At 57.4% G+C, this 20614-nt stretch carries 15 protein-coding genes; 11 read left to right on the top strand and 4 right to left on the bottom strand.

The genetic code is table 11. The annotated features are described in order from the left end of the window. The first annotated feature begins 604 nt into the window (after positions 1–604). The 4 genes from VEG30_16570 (at position 605) to wecB (ending at position 5056) form a co-directional block, all read left to right on the top strand. Positions 605–1258, top strand: coding sequence for a PEP-CTERM sorting domain-containing protein (locus VEG30_16570; protein ID HXZ81543.1), 654 nt, complete (start codon positions 605–607; stop codon positions 1256–1258). A 270-nt stretch (positions 1259–1528) separates the two neighbouring features. Beyond that, positions 1529–2878, top strand: a complete 1350-nt coding sequence (locus VEG30_16575; GenBank protein ID HXZ81544.1) for a nucleotide sugar dehydrogenase — start codon at positions 1529–1531, stop codon at positions 2876–2878. A 73-nt stretch (positions 2879–2951) separates the two neighbouring features. After that, a complete protein-coding gene (locus tag VEG30_16580) occupies positions 2952–3929 on the top strand; it encodes an SDR family oxidoreductase (GenBank protein ID HXZ81545.1) in 978 nt (325 codons plus the stop codon). Positions 3930–3961: 32 nt separating this feature from the next. Then, a complete protein-coding gene (wecB, locus tag VEG30_16585) occupies positions 3962–5056 on the top strand; it encodes a UDP-N-acetylglucosamine 2-epimerase (non-hydrolyzing) (GenBank protein ID HXZ81546.1) in 1095 nt (364 codons plus the stop codon). 116 nt (positions 5057–5172) lie between these two features. Here wecB and VEG30_16590 read toward each other — a convergent pair whose 3' ends face one another. Then, positions 5173–6501, bottom strand: a complete 1329-nt coding sequence (locus VEG30_16590) for a TonB family protein (GenBank protein HXZ81547.1) — start codon at positions 6499–6501, stop codon at positions 5173–5175. A gap of 734 nt (positions 6502–7235) precedes the next feature. Between VEG30_16590 and gmd the strand changes: the two genes are divergently transcribed. From gmd to VEG30_16625, 7 genes are all read left to right on the top strand, one after another. Next, positions 7236–8228, top strand: a complete 993-nt coding sequence (gene gmd, locus VEG30_16595; GenBank protein ID HXZ81548.1) for a GDP-mannose 4,6-dehydratase — start codon at positions 7236–7238, stop codon at positions 8226–8228. A gap of 641 nt (positions 8229–8869) precedes the next feature. Beyond that, positions 8870–9352, top strand: a complete 483-nt coding sequence (locus VEG30_16600) for a helix-turn-helix domain-containing protein (GenBank protein HXZ81549.1) — start codon at positions 8870–8872, stop codon at positions 9350–9352. A gap of 170 nt (positions 9353–9522) precedes the next feature. After that, a complete protein-coding gene (locus tag VEG30_16605) occupies positions 9523–9993 on the top strand; it encodes a response regulator (GenBank protein HXZ81550.1) in 471 nt (156 codons plus the stop codon). 547 nt (positions 9994–10540) lie between these two features. Continuing rightward, complete coding sequence (locus VEG30_16610) at positions 10541–11161, top strand: hypothetical protein (GenBank protein ID HXZ81551.1); 621 nt, start codon at positions 10541–10543, stop codon at positions 11159–11161. Between the two features lie 239 nt (positions 11162–11400). Further along, positions 11401–14235 (top strand): protease pro-enzyme activation domain-containing protein, encoded by a 2835-nt coding sequence (locus tag VEG30_16615; GenBank protein HXZ81552.1) that lies wholly within the window; start codon positions 11401–11403, stop codon positions 14233–14235. 74 nt (positions 14236–14309) lie between these two features. Beyond that, complete coding sequence (locus tag VEG30_16620) at positions 14310–14888, top strand: VOC family protein (protein HXZ81553.1); 579 nt, start codon at positions 14310–14312, stop codon at positions 14886–14888. Between the two features lie 284 nt (positions 14889–15172). Next, positions 15173–16573: a sigma-54 dependent transcriptional regulator gene (locus VEG30_16625; GenBank protein HXZ81554.1), complete on the top strand. Its 1401-nt coding sequence runs from the start codon at positions 15173–15175 to the stop codon at positions 16571–16573. A gap of 192 nt (positions 16574–16765) precedes the next feature. Here VEG30_16625 and VEG30_16630 read toward each other — a convergent pair whose 3' ends face one another. The 3 genes from VEG30_16630 to VEG30_16640 form a co-directional block, all read right to left on the bottom strand. Next, positions 16766–17026 carry a hypothetical protein gene (locus tag VEG30_16630; GenBank protein ID HXZ81555.1) on the bottom strand — a complete coding sequence of 87 codons (261 nt, stop codon included), beginning with the start codon at positions 17024–17026 and terminating at the stop codon, positions 16766–16768. Between the two features lie 505 nt (positions 17027–17531). Next, complete coding sequence (locus VEG30_16635) at positions 17532–19682, bottom strand: HlyD family efflux transporter periplasmic adaptor subunit (protein ID HXZ81556.1); 2151 nt, start codon at positions 19680–19682, stop codon at positions 17532–17534. Continuing rightward, positions 19679–20596, bottom strand: coding sequence for an efflux RND transporter periplasmic adaptor subunit (locus tag VEG30_16640; protein ID HXZ81557.1), 918 nt, complete (start codon positions 20594–20596; stop codon positions 19679–19681). Before VEG30_16640 ends, VEG30_16635 begins: the two co-directional genes overlap by 4 nt. Positions 20597–20614: the final 18 nt, after the last annotated feature.

The following is a 20614-nucleotide window of genomic DNA, read 5'->3' on the forward strand; positions in this document are numbered from 1 at the left end:
CGCGAGCTGCAATTTTTTGCTGAAAACAAATGACTTAAGTAGGTTTGTTTTGCAAAAAGCTATTCTTCGAAACCTTTTGAAGAGCCTCCCAAGAAAAAGTTGGGGAGCACATCTGACCGCCACCAGGGAGTCTCCCAGGGATAGGAGCGACGTTGCAGGACTGCTGATTGCACAGAAGAGTTAAGTCAACAAACCCTTTCGTTGCGCCGGCAAAAGCGAAGCAGGTTCTAAGTTAGACGCCCTCTCGCAGCCTGTCCGACATCGTCGCGAGCGCCTGGAAATGGATGCAGTCTCGAGCAATTGAATCTGGAAAATAGGCCGGGGCCGAGGACCTAAAGATCCGAGGCTGAGAGTGCGGCACGACCAGCGCAAACGCGGAGATGGCTGTCCAGAGTGCGCTTCGACGCCCTTGTTCATATCTGTTGCAAGTTAATGCTGCGGCGTCAGTTGTAGCGATACTAAGTAAAAATCCTTAACCGATTTTTTCCCTCCTGTTACCTGACTCGCTGTATTGAGCCCCGCGCTTAGCTCCGCGAGACTGTTGAGAGCAGCCAGCAACATTGAGTCTGCTTGCAAGGTGAAATTGAGGACAAGGGAGAGGGCTGTGAAGATAAAACCTGCACTTTTCGCTGCTGCAGCGTTGGCGGTGTTTGTTACCGCGATGCCTGCGCACGCGGATATCATGTTCGAACTGAAAAATGATCCCCAGCCTAACGAGGAAAACATCCTGCTGGGCTCTGGGACGACGGGAACGTTGCTGACTGGCACTACCAATCAGTCTGGGCTCATTGTCAACTTCAGCTCATCGCAAAACCTGGCAGAACCCTCATCTGGACAAGCCCGAGTCTCGGCTAGTCCGGAAGGGACTCCATTAACCAACCTATCGATCGCGCTCGCCAGCGGCCAGACTTACAATGACCTGATCATCAATCCGTTCATTGGGGGGTGTCAAAACTGTGCAGGTGGTTCGTCTACAATTACCGTGCACGCTCTTGACAGTCATGGTAACCCTGAGCCTCTAGCCTCACTGGTCTTCACTGCGGCGAACGGCAACAACTTCGTGACCATCTTCGCCACCAACGGAGAATCCATTCTGAGCACCGACATCAGTGTTCCTGGAGGGTTCAATGATCTCCGCCAGCCGCGAATCTCTGGGCCATTCACTGCGGTTCCCGAGCCGGCCAGCTTAATGTTGCTCGGTGGTGGATTGCTCGGGCTCGCAGGAGCGATTCGCAGGAAGATCATGAGAGTTTCCTGAACGAGGCAGTGTCCTTCTAGTTTCTCCGATGGTACCCAGAGGACTTCGACAGTTATTCTGAACGCGATGTCGAGCGTAATCTGGGTACCAATCTGTTTTCGAGTACGCCAGTGGAAATCGCCTGCAATCTTACCCAATAACTCAGGAGTACATATACCTAGCTCATTTGACCCCCGGGTTACTGCCGTTTATTCTCAGCCTGGCAGAAAGAAAGGTGCAGACTTGCAGGCTTCCTCTCGCTCTGATTTCACTCGGTAGGAGATTATGACTATGAGCACTGCTACCCGCACGGTGGCGGAGAGCTTGAAAGATAAGATCGCAGCGCGAACGGCCAACGTGGGCATTCTGGGGCTGGGCTACGTGGGGTTGCCGCTGGCGCTGCTGTTCAGCGAAGAGCGCTTTCCGGTGACGGGGTTCGACGTTGATCCGAAAAAAGTCGACACGCTGGCGCGGGGTCAGTCCTATATCGTGCGCATTGAAGCGCAACAGATTCAGCAGGCGGCGGCGCGCGGGTTTCATGCCACTGGCGATTTCTCCCGCATCAGTGAGATGGATGCGGTGGTCATCTGCGTGCCCACGCCCCTGGATGAATACCGCGAGCCGGACATGAGCTACATCGTGGCCACGGCGGAGACAATTGCCCCGCATCTGCGGCCGGGGCAGCTAGTGGTGCTGGAGAGCACGACCTATCCCGGCACGACCGAAGATGTGCTGGTGCCGATCCTGGAGAAAGGGAACAAGTTGGGGCTGAAGGCGGTGCGGGCAGGGAACGAGACAGGCAGTTTCTACGTAGCGTTTTCTCCCGAGCGCGAAGATCCGGGAAATACGGAAGTGGCGCGGCGGGACATTCCCAAGGTAGTGGGCGGCCTGGAAACAAACGCGACCGATCTGGCAGCGGCGCTGTACGGCTCAATCTTCCGCCGCACGGTGGGTGTCTCCAGCCCGGCAGCGGCGGAGATGACCAAGCTGCTGGAGAATATCTATCGCTGCGTGAATATCGCACTGGTGAATGAGCTGAAACTGCTTTGTCTGCGCATGGGGATCGACATCTGGGAGGTCATCGAAGCTGCCAAGACCAAGCCTTTCGGCTTCCAGGCGTTCTTCCCCGGACCCGGGCTGGGCGGGCACTGCATCCCGGTGGATCCTTACTATCTCTCCTGGAAGGCAAAGGAATACGACTTTCAGACGCGCTTCATCGAGCTTGCCGGCGATGTGAACACGGCCATGCCTTACCACGTGGTGCAATCCGTGGCGAAGGCGCTCAACCAGAGAAAGAAGGCATTGAACGGGTCGAAGGTGTTGGTGCTAGGAGTGGCGTATAAGAAGGATATCGACGATCTGCGGGAGTCGCCGTCACTGACCATCATCGAGCTGCTGCACAAGGAAGGGGCGGAGGTGCGCTATAACGATCCCTACTTTGCGTTTGTGGGCAAGGGACGCAAGTATGATCTGCAGATGAAGAACACGCCGCTGGAAAATCTGGGACAATACGATTGCGTGCTGATCGTGACCGATCACAGCGATTACGACTACCGGCGGATCGTTCGCGAATCGCAACTGGTGGTGGATACCCGCAACGCCACCAAGGGGATCGACTCCCCCAATATCGTGCGCTGCTGAGGGCACAGAGAATTGCGTCAATTCAGAGCCCGGTGCGCGAGTCGAAATTCCTGGATGAAGGATACCGAAGCGAATGTCAAATTATCTGATTACAGGGGCGGCCGGTTTCATCGGCTCTTCCCTGGCCCACGCATTGTTGGAGCGGGGTGAGAAGGTTCGCGGAATCGACAACTTCATAACCGGCAAACGCAATAACATCACCGACATTCAAGGCAGGATCGATTTCCGCGAGGCCGATTTGCTGGACCTGGAGGCGATGCGCGCCGCCTGCCAGGATATCGACTATGTCCTGCATCAGGCGGCCATTCCGTCCGTGCCCGTTTCGGTCGAGGATCCGATTAATACCCATCGCTCCAACGTGGACGGCACGCTGAATCTGCTGGTGGCCGCTCGGGATGCCAAGGTAAAACGCGTGGTGTATGCGTCATCGTCGTCGCTTTATGGCGATACTCCAACCCTTCCCAAGCACGAAGGGATGTTGCCCGATCCGATTTCGCCATACGCGGTGTCTAAGCTGAGCGGCGAATACTATATGAGTTCATTCCATCGGGTGTACGGGCTGGAAACGGTATCGCTGCGCTATTTCAACGTGTTTGGCCCGCGGCAGGATCCTACATCCATGTACTCGGGAGTTTTGGCGATATTCATCACCAAAATGCTGCGCGGGGAAGCGCCAACGATCTTGGGGGATGGAGAGCAGAGCCGCGATTTCACCTACATCGACAATGTGGTGGCGGGGAATCTGCTGGCCTGTTCGGCGCCCGTCAGCGAGGCTGCCGGCAAGGCCTTCAACGTAGCGACGGGAATCCGGGTCACCCTGAACCACACATACCAGGTGCTGCAGCAGATTACTGGTTTCACGAAACCTGCCAAGTACGCGCCGGAGCGCGCTGGAGACATCAAGCACTCCCTGGCGGACGTGACTTTAGCCGAGAAACACCTGGGCTATCGGACCAGGGTTAAGTTCGAGGATGGGCTCGCGCGAACCGTCGCCTGGTATCGCGAGCAAGCTGCCAACACCGAAGCTATCCCCGCTGCTTCGCCTAAGTAGGGTTCGGCGGGGGCAGTTGAACGGATGCTAAAATGCGGCGTAAGTCACTCATGCATATTCTGCACGTAGTAGGGGCCCGTCCGAACTTCATGAAGCTTGCGCCGGTTCACCAGGCGTTAACACACCATTCGTCGGTCCGCCAGACCATCGTTCATACTGGTCAACACTATGACGTGAACATGTCAGATGTGTTTTTCCAGCAGCTCCGGGTGCCCCCGCCAGATATCAACCTGCAAGTCGGGTCAGGCAGTCACGCGCAGCAGACGGCTGAAATCATCTGCCGCTTTGAACCGGTCCTGCTGGAGCAGAAGCCGGATTATGTCCTGGTGTATGGGGACGTGAATTCGACGGTGGCGGCTGCTTTGGTCTGCTCTAAACTCGGAGTCAAGGTGGCGCACGTCGAGGCGGGGCTGCGGTCCTTCGATCGCTCGATGCCGGAAGAGATAAACCGGCTGCTTACTGATCAATTGGCCGACCTCTTGTTCACCCCCTCGGAGGATGGCAATCGCAATCTGGCCCGAGAAGGCATAGATAATGCCAAGATCCATTTAGTCGGCAATGTAATGATCGACACACTCATTCGCATGTTACCGGAAGCACAGAAACATGTGCCGCCGGAGCTGCCTGAGCGGTTTGTCCTGGTGACCTTGCACCGCCCGTCAAATGTCGATGATCTGGATTGGCTGAAACGAATGCTGAACAGCCTGGAAGGTCTGAGTTCGGCGTTGGTGGTACTGTTCCCGGTGCATCCTCGCACTCGACAGCGGATGGCACAGGTCGGGCTCAATGGTTTTCATAAATGTGGCCTGCGACTGATGGACCCGCTGCCTTACATGTCCTTCCTGGCGCTACAGCAGCGGGCGACGTTAGTGATCACCGACTCAGGCGGAATCCAAGAAGAGACAACGTACTTGGGAACACCGTGCCTCACGGTCAGAGAAAACACTGAACGCCCGGTGACGGTCGAGATCGGCACCAATGTGCTGGTAGGACGGAAAGTCGAACGAGTACGGAGTGAGGCCCAAAGGATTCTGCTTGGCGAAGCAAGAAAGGGAAAGATCCCGCCGCTCTGGGACGGGCACGCCGCTGAGAGGATCGCGGAGATCATTAGGTCGAGCCAGCATTAGGACTCGTCAAGAGTGAAGGCTCGTATCCAACAATCGATCGGCATCACACTCGCAATTTCAAGGTACGAAGCTCAGTTGATCCGCTCGGTTACTCCCGAAAAGCTGCCATACTTCCGTTAAGGAGCTGCTTGGACAGGCAGCACTCTGCTTCCGCTTCTTGCAAATTGAAATCGCAGCATCCATTCACTCGGAACCTTCCGGCCGTCAATTTCGGCGGGAGTAAATGTCCAACCGCGCGCCGCTTGCAATGCTCGATCGGCAAAGTATTTGCTTGGCCCAGGGGATTCGAGCTTTGTCGCTGTCACATTTCCAGAGGAATCAACCGCCACTCTAACCGTCACCTTCACTGTGCCCTGAATGGTGTCCCTTGCCTGCTTGGGCACGTCAGGTACGACTTGATTCACAACCGCGGCTTTAGGAATGCCGCCCGAAGTTGCCTTTGTGTCCGGCTGGGGTTCCGGCTGGGTATTGGGCTGTTCTGGCGCTTTAGCAGGACTGCTGACAGCTTCCGGGAGAGCCTTGGGTGGAGACTTGAGCAGTTTTGCGCCTGCCAGTATTGCCAATAAAGCTATTCCAGCCATGATCGGCAAGAGGTAATGCCATTTCCTGGACCGCGGTAGGATTGTGGAACCGCCTTGGGGATGCGAAACGGATTCGGCGGGCCGCAATCGCGCCTTAATGTCGCCAGCCCTCCAACGCGATCGAGGATCCCGGAGCAGGCAATGGCGAGCGATGTCCAGAAAAGGCTCGGGAATTGTTGCAGGCAATGACGGTTCTTGCTGTGGCGTTTTCTGCACCCGTGGCGGCTGCTGTGTGAGGCTCTCGACCAGCGTCATGCCAAGCGACCAAACATCAGCGGCGGGCAAGACCCCTCGGCTTGCAATCTCGGGTGCGTCGTAAACACTCGGCTTGATTCCTCGAGCGGTTGACTCACCCGCTTTGAGCAATCGGTCGCCCGAGATCTTCAACTGATCCCCGACCGCCATGATGTTTGCTGGTTTCAAGTGACCATGCACAAACCCTTTGGCATGAAGGAATGTCAGGGCGTCCAGAACGGGTAAGAGCATTTGCTGTGCTTCTGCAGGACTGAGCGGGCGCTGGGGAAGGATTTGTGAGAGATCTTCTTCGGCATACTCCATCACGACATAGAGCAGGTCAGTATTTGCAAGCCGGCAGCGCCCTGTCTGAAACAGGCGCAGCAGATGTGGATGTGACAGTGTGGCAGTCGTACTCAGACTCGAGAGTTGGGACTCTGCATTTTCTGGACTCGCCACGGTGAGTTTGATGGCTGCTCTCTGAGGCCGCTCACCGAATTCAGTAAGGAACACGGCGGTGTCATCGGAGCCACCCAAATACTGGCGCAGATGAAACTTTCCCTCCACCGACTGGCCTTCCCACCGTTTCCAGTCGTCATTGGTCTTTGCTGCCCACTGTGCACTGCTCATGTCAGGGCTATTGTATTCGAGCGCGCGCCTCGGCTCCCGAGTCGAAAACAGAAATGGGCGCCAGGCGGGTTTGATCGCGACTTCACTCGTCGGAGTCCAAGTCCTATGCCATTCACCATCAACATCGCACGGACAGACCAATTTTCCGGTAGCTACTTCACCTTGGTGCTGGGCTGAGATCCGGCTCTGCGAGCCGGATCTTCGAAAACGGGTATTCCCTTCGACTGCGAATCGCTTAGGTTGTGTTTCAGAACGCACCGCAGGGTTCGCACCCCATCCTTCCAACCGACGAGAGGACCCTCCTAACAATTTCATCGATAAAAGTCCGCTCATTAAACACAGCCATCACTACTGAGACTTTCATTCCTCTTCCTGGAGTCGCAGACTCTGGGTTCTTACGAAGCGAGTAGCCGATCTGATCATGTTTGAGGTCACGGCCAGCCACCAGGATTGCAATTGTAAATGCAACCGTTCTGTCATAAATCTAAAGCGCTCGAACAATAGTGAATTCCATGATTGAGGATGTCCGTTGGTGGCTCGTGTTGGAGATCTGGAAGAATGCCGTGGGTTGAGCGCCTCATCGGGTTTAACAAATCTCGTCCGATGCATCCGGGGGACATGTACCTGGCTCAGTTGACCCCCGAGTTACTGCCATTTATTCTCAGCCTGCCAGAATGACAGGTGCACACCTACATCTGTCCTGGAAGGCTAAGGGATAGGAATCTCAGAGTCACATGCAACGTAACGCGCTCATTACTGGTATTACCGGGCAGGATGGCTCCTACCTGGCTGAGCTTTTGCTGGAGAAGGATTATGCAGTCTATGGCCTCGTCCGGCGAAGCAGCACCCTCAACTTCGAGCGAATTTCCCACATTCAGGACCGGGTGACGCTCATTCCCGGCGATCTGCTCGATCTGAGTTCGCTGATTGCGGCCGTGACTCAGTCGCGGGCCCACGAAATCTACAATTTGGCTGCTCAGTCATTTGTGCCCACCTCCTGGAATCAGCCGGTTCTGACCGGAGACTTCACCGCCCTGGGCGTGACGCGTCTGCTTGAGGCCATTCGCATGGTGAATCCCAGGATTCGCTTCTACCAGGCCTCTTCCAGCGAGATGTTCGGATTGGTTGAGGAGTCTCCACAGAATGAGGAGACGCGCTTCTATCCCAGGAGTCCCTATGGAGTGGCCAAGCTCTACGGCCACTGGATCACCGTTAATTATCGGGAAAGCTACAATCAGTTTGCTTGCTCGGGAATCCTCTTTAATCACGAATCGCCGCGCCGAGGGCTGGAGTTTGTTACTCGCAAAGTCAGCCACGGGGTGGCGCGCATCAAGCTGGGAATCGATCACAAGCTACGCATGGGCAACCTGGATGCCGAGCGCGACTGGGGTTTCGCCGGCGATTATGTGCGGGCGATGTGGCTGATGCTGCAGCAGGATGAGCCTGGCGACTACGTCATCGCCACAGGCAGGACCCACTCCGTGCGCGAGCTCCTTGAAATCGCCTTTGCCCACGTGGGCCTGGACTATCGGGAACATGTAGAAATTGATCCCGCTCTGCTGCGTCCGGCCGAGGTTCACCACCTCAAAGGCGATTGCAGCAAGGCACGAGCAGCATTTGGCTGGGAACCCAAGTTGACTTTCGAACAGCTGGTGCAAATGATGGTAGATAGTGATCTGGAACAGGTCGGGCGCTGGAGAAACAAAGCTGTCCCCGCGTTCTTTTAGCGAGTGCGGATTCGAAAAAGCAATGCCCGGATCACAATGCATAGTGTGGCTTGTTCCTCCCCCACCGAAAGCAAACAAAAAGCCCACGAGCTATTGAGATTGCTGTAAACGGCAGATCATGACAGCACAAGGCCGTCCACCCACGCGGGAAGCCCGATTCCCATACTAGGAATGCGTTCAAAGCCAAGACATGACTTGGAACCCAATCCGGCTCGGTGAACATCAACAAATGTGGAGGGTGAGTAAATCTATCGAAAAAGCGCACTTTCCCGGACTTCGGGGGCCCGTAAGACAAACCCCGGCCAGGGGACGATATGGTCGGGAGGCAGAAGCACGAATGCAGAGTGCGGATAAATCCGCGAGGCACAAAAACTTGTTCTTCTAAGTGGCTGAATCGCCGCGATCCGTATCCTGATAACCTGATTCTCGCTGCCCTTCCTGCTGAAGAATCCAGGCTAGTTCGTTCACATCTGACCTCGGTTCCCTTGAAGTCGGAAGAGGTCCTTTGGCAGTCTTACGAGCCGATCAGCTTTGTCTATTTCCCAACAAGCGGTTTGGTGTCCTTCTTGACAGCAATGCGCAGTGGGGCGACGGTAGGAGTGGGTATCATCGGTCGCGAGGGCTTTGTAGGAATTCCAATCTTGCTTGGCGCCACTCGCACATCGGTGCGGGCCACTGTCGAGGTCGCGGGATACGCCCTTCGGATGGAGTCGGCCCTCTTCTCCCAGCTCCTGGTAGACACCCAACAGCTTGAACGCATTCTGCGGCGCTATGCTTACGCATTCTTGATGCAGGTATCGCAAGGCGCCGCCTGCAATCGCTTGCACCAGACTCCGGAACGACTGGCTCGTTGGCTGGCGATGGGTCAAGACCGCACCGGGTCAGAACTCCTGCCTCTGACCCACGAGCGCCTTGCTGAAATCCTCGGTTGTCGGCGGTCGTCCGTAACTGCGGCAGTCGGCCTCTTACAGCAAGCAGGGGCAATCCGCTGCAGTCGCGGTCAGATTCGCATTCTCAATCGGAACGAACTGGAGAGGTGGGCATGCGAGTGTTACCCGATTCTGCGCCGTCTGACTGCCACCAGCTTTCCCGGCGGTTCCACCACATCGCGCTATGCCGGCTGATTTTTGTTTTCATGTGGGAACGCTTTTGTACGCTAGCGGGCTGACTGCGGTGATCCGGATCACAGATCATTGGTCTGCGCCTTTCTAGCATGAGGTTGCGTCCCCCCGTCCCTTCAATGAGCTGGAAAGTAGCGTGGCGCGTTTTCTTTTTGCCAGCTAAGGAAAAAGCGATGGACGAAGAGCGCTGCCGGATTCTCATCCTCGACACCGATGAGCTCGCGCTCATTAGCCTCGAGCATGCCTTAGAAGACGCGGGCTTTGATACCTGCACTACTTGGGATGCGGTCGAGGCCCGGCAGCTCCTGGAAAAACAACAGTTCGATCTCCTGATTGTCAGTGATCACCCACCCGAGCTCAGCGCTGCGCGGATCTTGCGCGAGTTTCAAGCGAGCAAACGCTGTGGTGGTTGCCTGGTTTTAAAGCCGGACCCTGGCGATTCGGATGCGGAGCAACTTAGAAACTTGGGTGCGATTGATGTGATCGCGAAGCGCGATCAGTTCAGTCTGCTGCAGCAAGCGCGAAAACACTCGCATTTCCCAGTCTTGGAAGCCACAATCTCTGGACCTCAGCCCAGCGCGGAGGTTGGCCGCGAATGTTCTCCACATGCCGGTGGGGCGGGTCATCTTGCCAAAACCGCCTGAACTCGCGTCGGTCTTACAAGCCCGACTCGGAGCTCGCGATGATTGAAAAGTGTCTCAATTCCGCTTGTTCCGTATCGTTCCGTTACTTGCATAAGGGCAAGTTGTTTGTGCTCGAAGCTGCGGATTCCAGCACCATTAAACCATTCGCGGATCAACCTCAGAAGACACGTCGGCTGCAGCTGTTTTGGCTGTGTGAAGAGTGCTGTCGCACAATGACCGTAATTAACGAGAAGGGTCGCGGAATCCGAGTCGTACCGCTGTCCTCTGCCGGTGACGAGAGAGCCGCGGCTTCCTAAGCCTGTCAGATCCTGCCGTTCTCAATTGGCAAATGCAGGACGTACGGCTTGCGACCGCCTGGTTACGCTCTAGCCGCTCACACTTGAGAGGGAGTGAGCGACGTGGACACACCAAAGGAATTAGCTGTCCAGGCTAATCGTCCCGCTTAGGTCCTCCGGGGAATTGTCTCCGCAAAAAGTGGCGTTGTACATTCCGCAGTAAATCGTCTTTCCGCACCCGCATGGTCAGGAAAACAAAAGGAGGATTCCATATGCGAAAGGCCGCTACCGCCACAATCCTATTGCTCGCCGTTGTTGCCTGTTCGTCGTTCGTAATGGCGCAAGGCATCAGCGACGTGTACCAGGTCAACTACTTTTCCAATCGCCTTAACAGTGTGACCCCAGGTGTCGTGTCTGATGTTGGCAGATTGGATCAGACCGTCCGCATCATCAACCCAGGCGAACAGGGCACCCCGATCAGCGCGAAGCACGGCACAGTTTGCGCCGACATCTATGTGTTCGACAGCAACCAGGAAATGTCTGAGTGCTGCGCTTGCCCGATTACGGCCAATGGGCTGCTCATCCTCTCGGTGGACAGGGACCTGACCGACAATCCACTGACCGGCTGGCCGCCTCCGAGTGACGGCGTGATCAAGATCGTCTCCGACAACCAGGCGAACTGCGATCCCACCAGCCCGGTTCCCACTCCGGATCTCCGCGCGTGGGCGACCCACCTGCAAAATCCGGGCGGCAGCTATCTGGTAACCACAGAAGAAGAGTTCGCGGACGCTGCTCTGCAGCAGGATGAACTTTCCTTCCTGGGCCAGGCCTGTTCATTTGTTCTGTTTCTGGGTAGCGGCAAGGGCTCTTGCACCTGCGGTAACGTTGAATAGTTAGGGCTCAGCTCTTGATGGTTCGGTCATGCGTGATGGAAAGCCGCCGGAATCTCTCTGAGGCGGCTTTCTTATTGCCAAGAATGGACGGCGAGAATTCATCCTAACCGAACTGACTGGGTATAGAATGCTCGACTACTTAAGGGAAACAATAACAAAAAACTGAAAAGCTGGGCGTTACTGTCGCCCTGGCCCAGTTTCTATCTTGAAGATTGAGCGGCAAGCTCAGGAAAGAGGCTATGGCTGTGAGTAAAAATGCCCACCTTCTGCCCGGAGTAACCGCTTTCGCCTGCGTCGCTGCGCTCCTGTTGCTGGCAACCGAAGGCCACACCCAGCAACCGTTACAGGTATTGCACAATCACGTTCGCCCAACGGTTGCCAGCGGGCAGGCGGTGCCGATGGGTTTGCTGCCATCCACTCAGCGCATGAACCTGGCTATCACGCTGCCGCTTCGCAACCAGGCCGGCCTTACCAACTTGTTGGCTCGGCTTTACGACCCGTCCAGCCCGGATTACCACCATTTCCTCACTGTGGCCGAGTTCACAGAACAGTTTGGCCCCACGGCAGAGGATTACCAGGCGGTGGTCGATTTCGCCACCGCCAACGGTTTCACTGTAACCGGTACGCATCCCAATCGCTTGCTGGTGGATATCAGTGGCACGGTGGCGCAAGTTGAGCTGGCCTTTCATGTCGCGATGACTAACTATCAGCATCCTACGGAGAACCGCATGTTCTATTCTCCGGATCGTGAACCCTCAGTGGATTTGAGCGTGCCAGTGGCGCACATCGCCGGTCTGAACAATTTCTCTAAACCCCGCCCCAAGTCGAGGCGGTCCCTGGGGGGGCAAGCGATACAGGGCAACGCCGGCTCCGGCCCAGGGGGTGCATACCTTGGCGGTGACATGCGGGCAGCTTACTATGGCGGCACCACCCTCACCGGCACGGGCCAGGCGGTTGGGCTAGTAGAGTTTGACGGCTATGACCCAAATGACGTGACGGCGAGTTTTGCCGGACAACCCTACACCGTCCCCATCAACAACGTACTAATCGATGGCGCAAGCGGAGCGTCCGACGGCAATGATGCCGAACAAGTGCTGGACATTATGCAAGCTATTGCCATGGCCCCGGGGATGTCCCAGGTTCGCGTCTATATTGCCCCTGGCACTACGTTCATAGGCGTGGGGGACGTCGACATCTTCAACAAGATGGCAACGGAGAATATTGCCAAGCAACTGAGTTGCTCGTGGGGCTGGACTCCCGCTGACCCCAGCGTGAACGATCCCATATTCCAGGAGTTTGCGGCCCAGGGACAGAATCTATTCGTCGCCTCAGGGGATTCCGGGGCCTACACCGGATCGAATAACCGCGACTACAGCTATCCGGCAGAAGACCCTTACGTGGTAGCGGTCGGCGGTACCGACCTGATTACGAACGGCAGCGGCGGCCCCTGGGAATCGGAAACGGCGTGGGCAGACAGCGGCGGAGGCCCCAGCGACGATGGCTATGCCATACCCAGCTGGCAAATTGGAGTAGCCAATTCATCCAATAAAGCTTCCACCAGCAAGCGCAATATTCCGGATGTGGCGGCAGAGGCCAACTTCGACAACTACGTCTGCAGCCAAGGTTCGTGTGCCGGAGACTGGGGCGGCACCAGCTTTGCTGCACCGCGCTGGGCCGGCTTTCTTGCCCTCATCAATCAGCAGGCTGTGGCTACCGGACACTCGATTCTGGGCTTTATCAATCCCGCCATCTACGCCGCTGGGCAGAGCGCAAATTACACGAGCGACTTCCACGACATCACCAGCGGGAATAACAATAACGGCAGAGGAAAATCCTACAACGCCGTAGTTGGCTATGATCTGGTGACGGGATGGGGGAGCCCGAATGGACAGAACCTGATCAACACGCTGGCCGGATCGGCGTCGCCAAGCTTTACGTTGTCTGCTTCACCTGGCAGTGTGACCATCACGCAGGGCGCGGTAGGTGGTAGCACGACGATCACAGTGAACGGTCAGAATGGATTTGGCGACACAGTGAGTCTCCAGGCGTCTGGCGTGCCCAGCGGTGTGACTGCATCCTTCAATCCAACCAGCACCTCCAGCACCAGCGTGTTGACCTTGACGGCGAGCGCCTCGGCTACTACTGGAACCGTCACCGTAACCATCAAGGGGACCTCGGGAGGCCTGGTCGCAAATGCCACTCTCTCTCTCACGGTGAATGCCGCTGCGACACCGGATTTCACCATCGCTGCCTCGCCCGCTTCCGTGACGGTAACCCAAGGTAGCAACGGAACCAGCACCATCACCATCTCCAGCCAGAACGGCTTCAGTGGCGCAACCACCCTAAGCGCTACCGGCCTGCCCACCGGCGTGACGGCAGGCTATTCGAGCAATCCGGTCACCCCGCCGGCTAACGGCAGCACGAACGCGACCTTAACGTTCACCGCTTCCGCCACGGCGACCCTCGGAACCACCAACATAACTGTGACTGGAACCTCCGGCGCACTGAGCCACAGTACCAGCATTGCCTTGACGGTGAATTCAACCGCTGCGCCGCAAACCGCGTTGTACAACTCCGCGCTCAGGGCTCCGCAGTGCGCAACCGTCGGCAGCTCGTGTGACTCTGGCCCTACGCTGCTGCTAGGACGCGGCAACATGTCGGGCGGGGCGGAATCCCATCAGCCGAACACCATCGCCGCGTCCTGCGCTGATGGCAGCGCCGGAGTATTTCACTCCGACGAGTCCAACGACCGTATCGTGATTGCTTCCAGCAACGGTGGCCCGCTGACTCACGGTACAAGCGCGACGGTCACGGCAACCGTTTGGGCCTGGAGCGGCTTTACTTCCGACGCACTCGACCTCTACTATGCGTCCAACGCCAACAGCCCCTCGTGGGTCTTCATCGCTACCATTGTGCCCACCAAGGCTGGCGCGCAGAACTTGTCCGCAACATTCACGCTCCCCGCTGGTAGCCTTCAGGCGGTTCGCGCCCAGTTCCGCTATCAGGGAAGAGCGTCCTCGTGTACGACGGGCTCTTACAACGATCGCGATGATCTGATGTTTGCAGTGCAGTAAAGCTCAGCGTCTTTCCGTCAGCGCCGAGAAGACCATTCGGATAGAATGTCGCGCGTCCACCTTCTGGCGCAGCTATGGCGAAAGTTACCGCGAAGAAAAAGGCGGGTACCGTAGACAAGGCGAGGAAATCCGCGTCGAAGAAGGCCAGGAAAACTGGGCATTCGGTGGTGAAAGGACCGGCACGGCAACCGGAAGCGCAAGTGGGCGGCGATAAGCTGACCTTCAATCATGCGATGGTGTATGCAAGAGACGTGCAGCGCGCGCTCGGGTTTTATCGCGACCTGTTGGGATTCAAATTGGTGGACGAGTTCCGCCATGAAGACAAGCCCGTGTATGCACGACTGCGTGCGCCTGGCGGCGATGCCACCATCGCATTGCACTTGGCCGGGCCGGGAACACCGCTGGCCAGTGACGGGGTGCGGCTGTACTTCGAGATCAAAGAAGTCGACGCCTTCTGCCGCAAGCTGCAAGCCAAGGGCTTCTACATGACACAGATGCCGCGCATGATGCCGTGGGGGTGGCGTCACGCTTACCTGAACGATCCCGATGGCCACGAGATCAGCCTCTACTGGGCGGGAGAGAATCGCATGAAGAAGACCGTCCTGCGCACCGCAAAAGAAGTGGACAAGGCACCGGCTGCGAAGGGGCGATGAAGTTTTTCCCGCCTCTCTCCGCGCCGCTTCAACGGGGGTGCGGCAAGTCGTTCTAGCCAAAATTCGAACTTGAGCGTCGCCTGGATTCCGAAGGGTCGCTACCCGCAAAACCGGGGGGTCCCTGTGCCGGACGACTTGATTGAGCGCTGCCGGGAAGCAGTAGCACGCGCGAGCCAAGCAGTTACCAGGTGCCGCGAGTTTGCCCGTCAAGGCTTGCTCGAAAGCGGAGCGAACACAAGGCCGACCAGCTATAATCCGGCCACGCCCAGTTAGATCGGAATTCTATGCGCGCCACCGAGTCTGCGCCCGTCGAGGCGTTCCACCGAGTCTGTGTAATTACTTCGGAAGAGACTCCTTTTCCGGAGATGCAGCGCTTTCTGGCGCCGGCGTTTCACACCACCATGGCGCAAACGCAAAAACAAATCCAGGCCGCGCTGGAAGATCCGCAGATTCGCGCGATTCTGCTGGACCTGGATAGTGTCGGCAATGGCGCTTCCGATGGCCTGGAGCTGCTGCAGAAAATGCGGCAGGCACGAGACGATCTCGTGGTGGTGGCACTCACGCGATCCAACAGCCGTGCCATCCCGCTCAAGGCCAGCCAGGCGGGCGCAGATGAATTTTTCCTGGCGCCGCTGAATTTTCAGGAATTGCAAATCGTTATGCTGCGCGCGATCGAGAAGCGGACGCTGGAGTTGGAGGGCCGGCGGCTGGTCGAGCAGGTGGAGAGCAAAGAAGCATTCTGCGATCTGATTGGCGGAAGCGATGCGATGCAGCGGGTGTATGGGGCGATTCGCGCGGTCGCTGACAGCAATACCACAGTGATTTTGAGAGGAGAGAGCGGCACGGGAAAAGAGCTGGTGGCACGAGCGATCGTGCACTCGGGTCGGCGGCGCGATCAGGCGTACGTTTGCCTGAATTGCTCGGCGCTGCCGGAGAGCCTGATCGAGTCGGAGCTCTTTGGGTATGAAAAAGGAGCGTTCACCGGGGCCGACAGCGCCAAGCCCGGGCTCATCGAGTTGGCCCATGGCGGGACGCTGTTTCTGGATGAGATCACCACCCTGAATCAGAACCTGCAGAGCAAGCTGTTGCGGGTGTTGCAGGAGCACGCGGTACAGCGGCTGGGTGGAAGGTCGGTCCGCAAAATTGATTTTCGCTTGATTGCCGCCACCAATGATGATCTGGAGGAACTGGTCAAGCAGGGACGTTTTCGTGAAGACCTCTACTATCGCATCAATGTGATCCCGATTTTTGTTCCTCCGCTGCGCGAGCGCGATGGCGATCTGCCGCTGCTGGTCGATCACTTCCTGCGGATTTATTGCAGCGCCAACCGCAAGGCGCTGAAGCAAGTGGATTTGGAAGCCCTGCAGATCATGGAGGACTATTCCTGGCCGGGAAATGTGCGCGAGCTGGAGAACGTGATTCAACGGATGGTGCTGATGAGCGACGGCGCTGCGATTCGGCCGCAGCACCTGCCGCAGCAGATGCTTTATTCGAGCACGACCAGCCAGGAGGCGATCCTTATTCCAGAGAACGGCGTGGATCTGGATGCAGAGATCGAGCGTATTGAGCTTGCCTATTTGACGGCGGCCCTGCGGCGCTCGGGCGGGAAAAAAACGGCAGCAGCGGCGCTGCTCAACATCGATCCGCAACGGATGAAATACCTTTGCCGCAAGCGCAGGCTGTAAAACGAAAGGTCAAAAATTAACCGGGCAAGGTTAATTTATTAACCTTTGGGTTAATTTCTTACCCAAGAGAGGGCGGAGTTGTCACCGGGAACCGCTATAAGTCTCTGATTCTAGAGCTGTCGTAGGACGTGGGAAGGGGTCTGGCTCTTTGGCAACTCTCATGCTAGTGAAAGTGCACACGGCTTAAGAAGATCAAAAATTCTCAAGAGGAGCGCCAATGTCGATCCAGAAAAAGTCCCTGATCAGCCAGCGGAGTTCGATAAAGAAGGCTCTGGTAGCAAGCCCCAGCAGCACTGATGCTGTACATCCGTCAGTGAAGTCGCCGATCCATTCGACGGTGCAATCGACGGTGAAGAGCACTGTAAAGCCAACAGTGAAATCAGCTGTGCGGAACACAGTAAGGTCAACGGTGCAGTCCACTGTGCGCAGCACGCTAAAGACTACCGTGCGCAAGTAAGAGGACGTTCCATCGAGCGAGAGTTGGCGAGGCTGTGCTTTGCACAGCCTCGGCTGCTTTTCAGGGGCACCGCTCGAGATGGCAAGCTGAAGAAGCAGGGCCCATAGGAAAAGCAGCTCCCTCGTCGCTGTGCTCCTCGGAATTTCGCCAGCGAGCTCCCGCTACGCTGACGCCCGCAAGCCGGCTCAAGTTCGACTCGGGCCTCCAACCACCCCAGCAAACCAAAAGCGGGTTTGCTGCGGACCCCGACCCCGCGTCGGCCGTCGTTCAGGATGACACACAGGAGAGTGCGAGCCGTCGAGCTGCGCTCGACCTGAACGGACGGGAGGTCCATTCCCACGCGAGTCAAGGGGATGCGGATGCCTAGCTCGCTTCGCTTGTTCGTGATGACACAGGGCAGAACGCAAGATCCTTCGACTCCGCGCCCGCGACCCACGAAGAACGCGGGTCGAGGAAAAAACCCGGGCGCGTCGCTCAGGATGACATTTGGGAAGAGAATGGTTACCAGATTCTGCGCTGAACCAAGTCGCTGGTGAATCGCCAGGCGAAGCCGGCCAGGCTACGGCGCTGGACGTAAATCTTGGCGGTGCCGCTCATGCCGTCGCGCAGGTCGCCGGGATTATCGAGCAAGACTGTTCCCACGTAATACTGGGGCGGGTTGATGCCCTTGAGCTGGTCACGGGCGATCAGGCCGGCTTCGATGAGGGTTGAGGCCGGAGCCAAAGACTGCAGGCGGCCGGTGATGGGTTCGACCCAGGACTGCGGGCGGAGGCGCACTTCTGCGCCCAACCGGACATCGCGCATAGAGAATTCGGGCACGTAGATGCGCGCCAGCATGTGGGAGAAGTCGCCGATTTCAAGGATGGGGGCGCCTTCATCGAGGTACGTGCCGATCAGATCGTGAACATCGGGAGTGGTGACGACGCCTGAGATGGGGCTGTTTACCTGCAGTCTGCGAATCTCATCGGCCAGAGTACGGTTCTGATCCGCCAGGCGTTGCCGCTCCTGCTCGGCCGGGCCGAAACCGGTGTAGCGCAGTTGGCTTTGAGTAGCGCGAGAAGATGCCACCTGCAGATCGGCATGGGCGCGGGCGGCTTCTGATTCCAGATCGAAATTCCGCATACGGACGAGGGGCGCGCCGGCGGTGACCAGCTGCCCTTCGTCGGCCAAGACTTCGGTGACCGCTCCGCGCACTTCCGCCCTGAGAACAGCACGCTGCACCGGCTCGAGCACGAAGGGGCCCTCAACGAAGTCGGGCCAGACGGGCAGAAAGAGCAGCAGCAAAGCGAGGGCGGTGATAACAGCGATCCGCGCGGGAGTGAACCAGCTCAAGACGCGCTCTTTTTTGTCGAGGTAGACGACTTTCATAAATCTCCCAAAAGTTCGTAAACGCGATTTGTAAACCAGAAGAGCCAGGATGCCTGCGGGAAGGAATGCCCACTCGGGCGTGTAGGCGTGCAGTACGTGATAGGTAAAAGCGACGACGACGAAGAGCAGCAGGTAACCATAGAGGCCGGAGAGGAAGGCATAGATCATGTAGAAAGCGCGACGGCGGCGAGGCACAAACTCGATCTCGACAGGCAAGGCGAAGACATGCTTGCGCACCCAGCCGGAGAGATAAGCAGTGGAACGCTCTTTCAGATCGACTTCGCCGATGGCTTCGGAAAAAAGATAGTAGCCATCGATCTTGATCAGAGGATTCAGATTCAGCAGGGTGACGCCGATGCCGGTGACCATCATGACCTTATAGGCGAAGTCATGAGCCCACATGCCGGGAGCCGTGGTCCACCAGATCAGGGTGGCGAAAAAGCAGATAATAAGGTCGCCCCAGAGACCGGCGGCCACGGTAGCCATACGGGCTTTGCGGCCGCCATAGATCCAGATCTGGGTGACATCACAGAAAAACGTGGGCGCAAAGTACATCAGCATGAAGCCCATCTTCTCGACGTTACCGCCGAAGTGCTTGCAGGTGAGGCCGTGGAAGGATTCGTGGAAGAAGGCCATGGCGCCGAAAAGAAACCAGAATTCGATGAGGTCGGTGAACGACTTGCTGGTGAAGTTGTAGAACTGGAAGCTGTCGCGCCAGATTTCACCGAAGCGGTCGGCCCACATCCAAAACATCACCGCGAACATGCCGATCGAAAGCAGGACGAACCAGGGCGTCCACATGAATTTCACGTAAGGGTAGAGCCTGGTGATGTAGTTGTCGGCGTGCGGCCATTCGTGAATCTGAATATCGGCGATATCTTTGAAACGGAAACGGCGGCGTTTCTGGCGGCGGCTCTTCAGCTTCTGCTGGAGGGTGATGTTTTTTTCCAGCGGAGTTTTGTAGAAGAGGTCGGTGTTGTCCATCAGGAAGCTGACAAATTCCCGCACACCTTCTTCGCTGAATTGCACTCCGGTCTGGCTGAGGGAGAGTTGCGCGACATCGGCAAACGACCGTTCGCCGTTGAAGAGCCGCAGGAGCTGCCACTGCGAGACCGGCAGGCGGACGTAGTTGTCGCTGCCGGGCATCTTGGCCAATACCACGGGCTGCCCCTGCTCGATGTGCTCCTTGGAGATGACGCGGGGATCGAGCCTGGGCAGGCTGCGCCGCGCTATGGTTTCCGGCAGCTCGGGAAGCGCGGCGTCGAGGGCTTCGATTATGTTCATCGCGGATTATCGAGATGGATGTTGGCGCGCATTCCGGGGCGAAGATCGCCGGTGGGGCCTGTGAGCTGCGCCAGCACCTCGATGGTGTCGCTGGCGGGATCCACTACCGGGCTGACTTCGATGACCTTCGCGGGATAGCGATGATCAAGAGTGCCCTCGGCAGCCGTAACCTCGACCAGACTTCCCGTCTTGATCTGACCCAGAAATCGTTCCGGCAAGGCAAAGCGCACGCGCATCGGGCTGACCGCGGTTACCCAGAACAAGCGTTCGTTGCGGGTTACGGCTTGTCCAACGCGGACGTAGCGGCGGGCAACCATGCCGTCGAAAGGCGCGGCGATGTGCGTTTTTTCCAGCTCCAGTTCAAGCGAGTGCTCCGTATTTTGCGCATTGATGAGCAGCTGCTGCACGCGCTTTACATCCCACTGGTCGGATTCGGCTTTGTAGCGCGCGTGCTCGAGCTGTTCCTTAGTGATCAGGCCTGCATCCCACATTTTCTGGGCGCGATCGTAATCGGACTGCAGAACCTTGGCTTCGGCTTCCCAGTTTTTGAGGTCGGCCTCGATGCTGCGAGTCTTGGCGCGGGCCGCTTCGAGATCAGCAGAGACCTGGCGATCGTCGAGGGTGGCCAACAGCTGACCTTGTTTTACCGGCGTTCCCGGTTCGGCGAGGATGCGGGAGACCACGCCTTCACGCTGCGCGGCGACGTCTACCTGGTTCTCAACGACGATAGGTCCGGAGGCGAGGAAGGGCGCAGAGGCGTTGGAAGAAGCCGAGGTAGAGGAAACCGAAGCAGGCAAGACTTCCGCGTGCGCTGCGGTTATTGTTGTGGAGCTGACCGCGTCACGGGAATTGCTGCAGGCGGTCGCGGCCCACAGCAGAATCAATATCAGTCCAAGAACCAAGGGATTTCGCATAGCAGGTTCTCCTGGGAG

This window comes from Terriglobales bacterium (assembly GCA_035624455.1).
Classification (GTDB): Bacteria; Acidobacteriota; Terriglobia; order Terriglobales; family Acidobacteriaceae; genus DASPRM01.

Excerpts from the sequence above, each read along its gene's own strand:
- VEG30_16605 (HXZ81550.1), top strand. The coding sequence starts at position 9,523 with ATGGACGAAGAGCGCTGCCGGATTCTCATCCTCGACACCGATGAGCTC.
- VEG30_16635 (HXZ81556.1), bottom strand. The coding sequence starts at position 19,682 with ATGAACATAATCGAAGCCCTCGACGCCGCGCTTCCCGAGCTGCCGGAA.
- VEG30_16625 (HXZ81554.1), top strand. The coding sequence starts at position 15,173 with ATGCGCGCCACCGAGTCTGCGCCCGTCGAGGCGTTCCACCGAGTCTGT.
- VEG30_16575 (HXZ81544.1), top strand. The coding sequence starts at position 1,529 with ATGAGCACTGCTACCCGCACGGTGGCGGAGAGCTTGAAAGATAAGATC.
- VEG30_16620 (HXZ81553.1), top strand. The coding sequence starts at position 14,310 with ATGGCGAAAGTTACCGCGAAGAAAAAGGCGGGTACCGTAGACAAGGCG.
- wecB (HXZ81546.1), top strand. The coding sequence starts at position 3,962 with ATGCGGCGTAAGTCACTCATGCATATTCTGCACGTAGTAGGGGCCCGT.
- gmd (HXZ81548.1), top strand. The coding sequence starts at position 7,236 with ATGCAACGTAACGCGCTCATTACTGGTATTACCGGGCAGGATGGCTCC.
- VEG30_16615 (HXZ81552.1), top strand. The coding sequence starts at position 11,401 with ATGGCTGTGAGTAAAAATGCCCACCTTCTGCCCGGAGTAACCGCTTTC.
- VEG30_16640 (HXZ81557.1), bottom strand. The coding sequence starts at position 20,596 with ATGCGAAATCCCTTGGTTCTTGGACTGATATTGATTCTGCTGTGGGCC.
- VEG30_16580 (HXZ81545.1), top strand. The coding sequence starts at position 2,952 with ATGTCAAATTATCTGATTACAGGGGCGGCCGGTTTCATCGGCTCTTCC.
- VEG30_16610 (HXZ81551.1), top strand. The coding sequence starts at position 10,541 with ATGCGAAAGGCCGCTACCGCCACAATCCTATTGCTCGCCGTTGTTGCC.
- VEG30_16590 (HXZ81547.1), bottom strand. The coding sequence starts at position 6,501 with ATGAGCAGTGCACAGTGGGCAGCAAAGACCAATGACGACTGGAAACGG.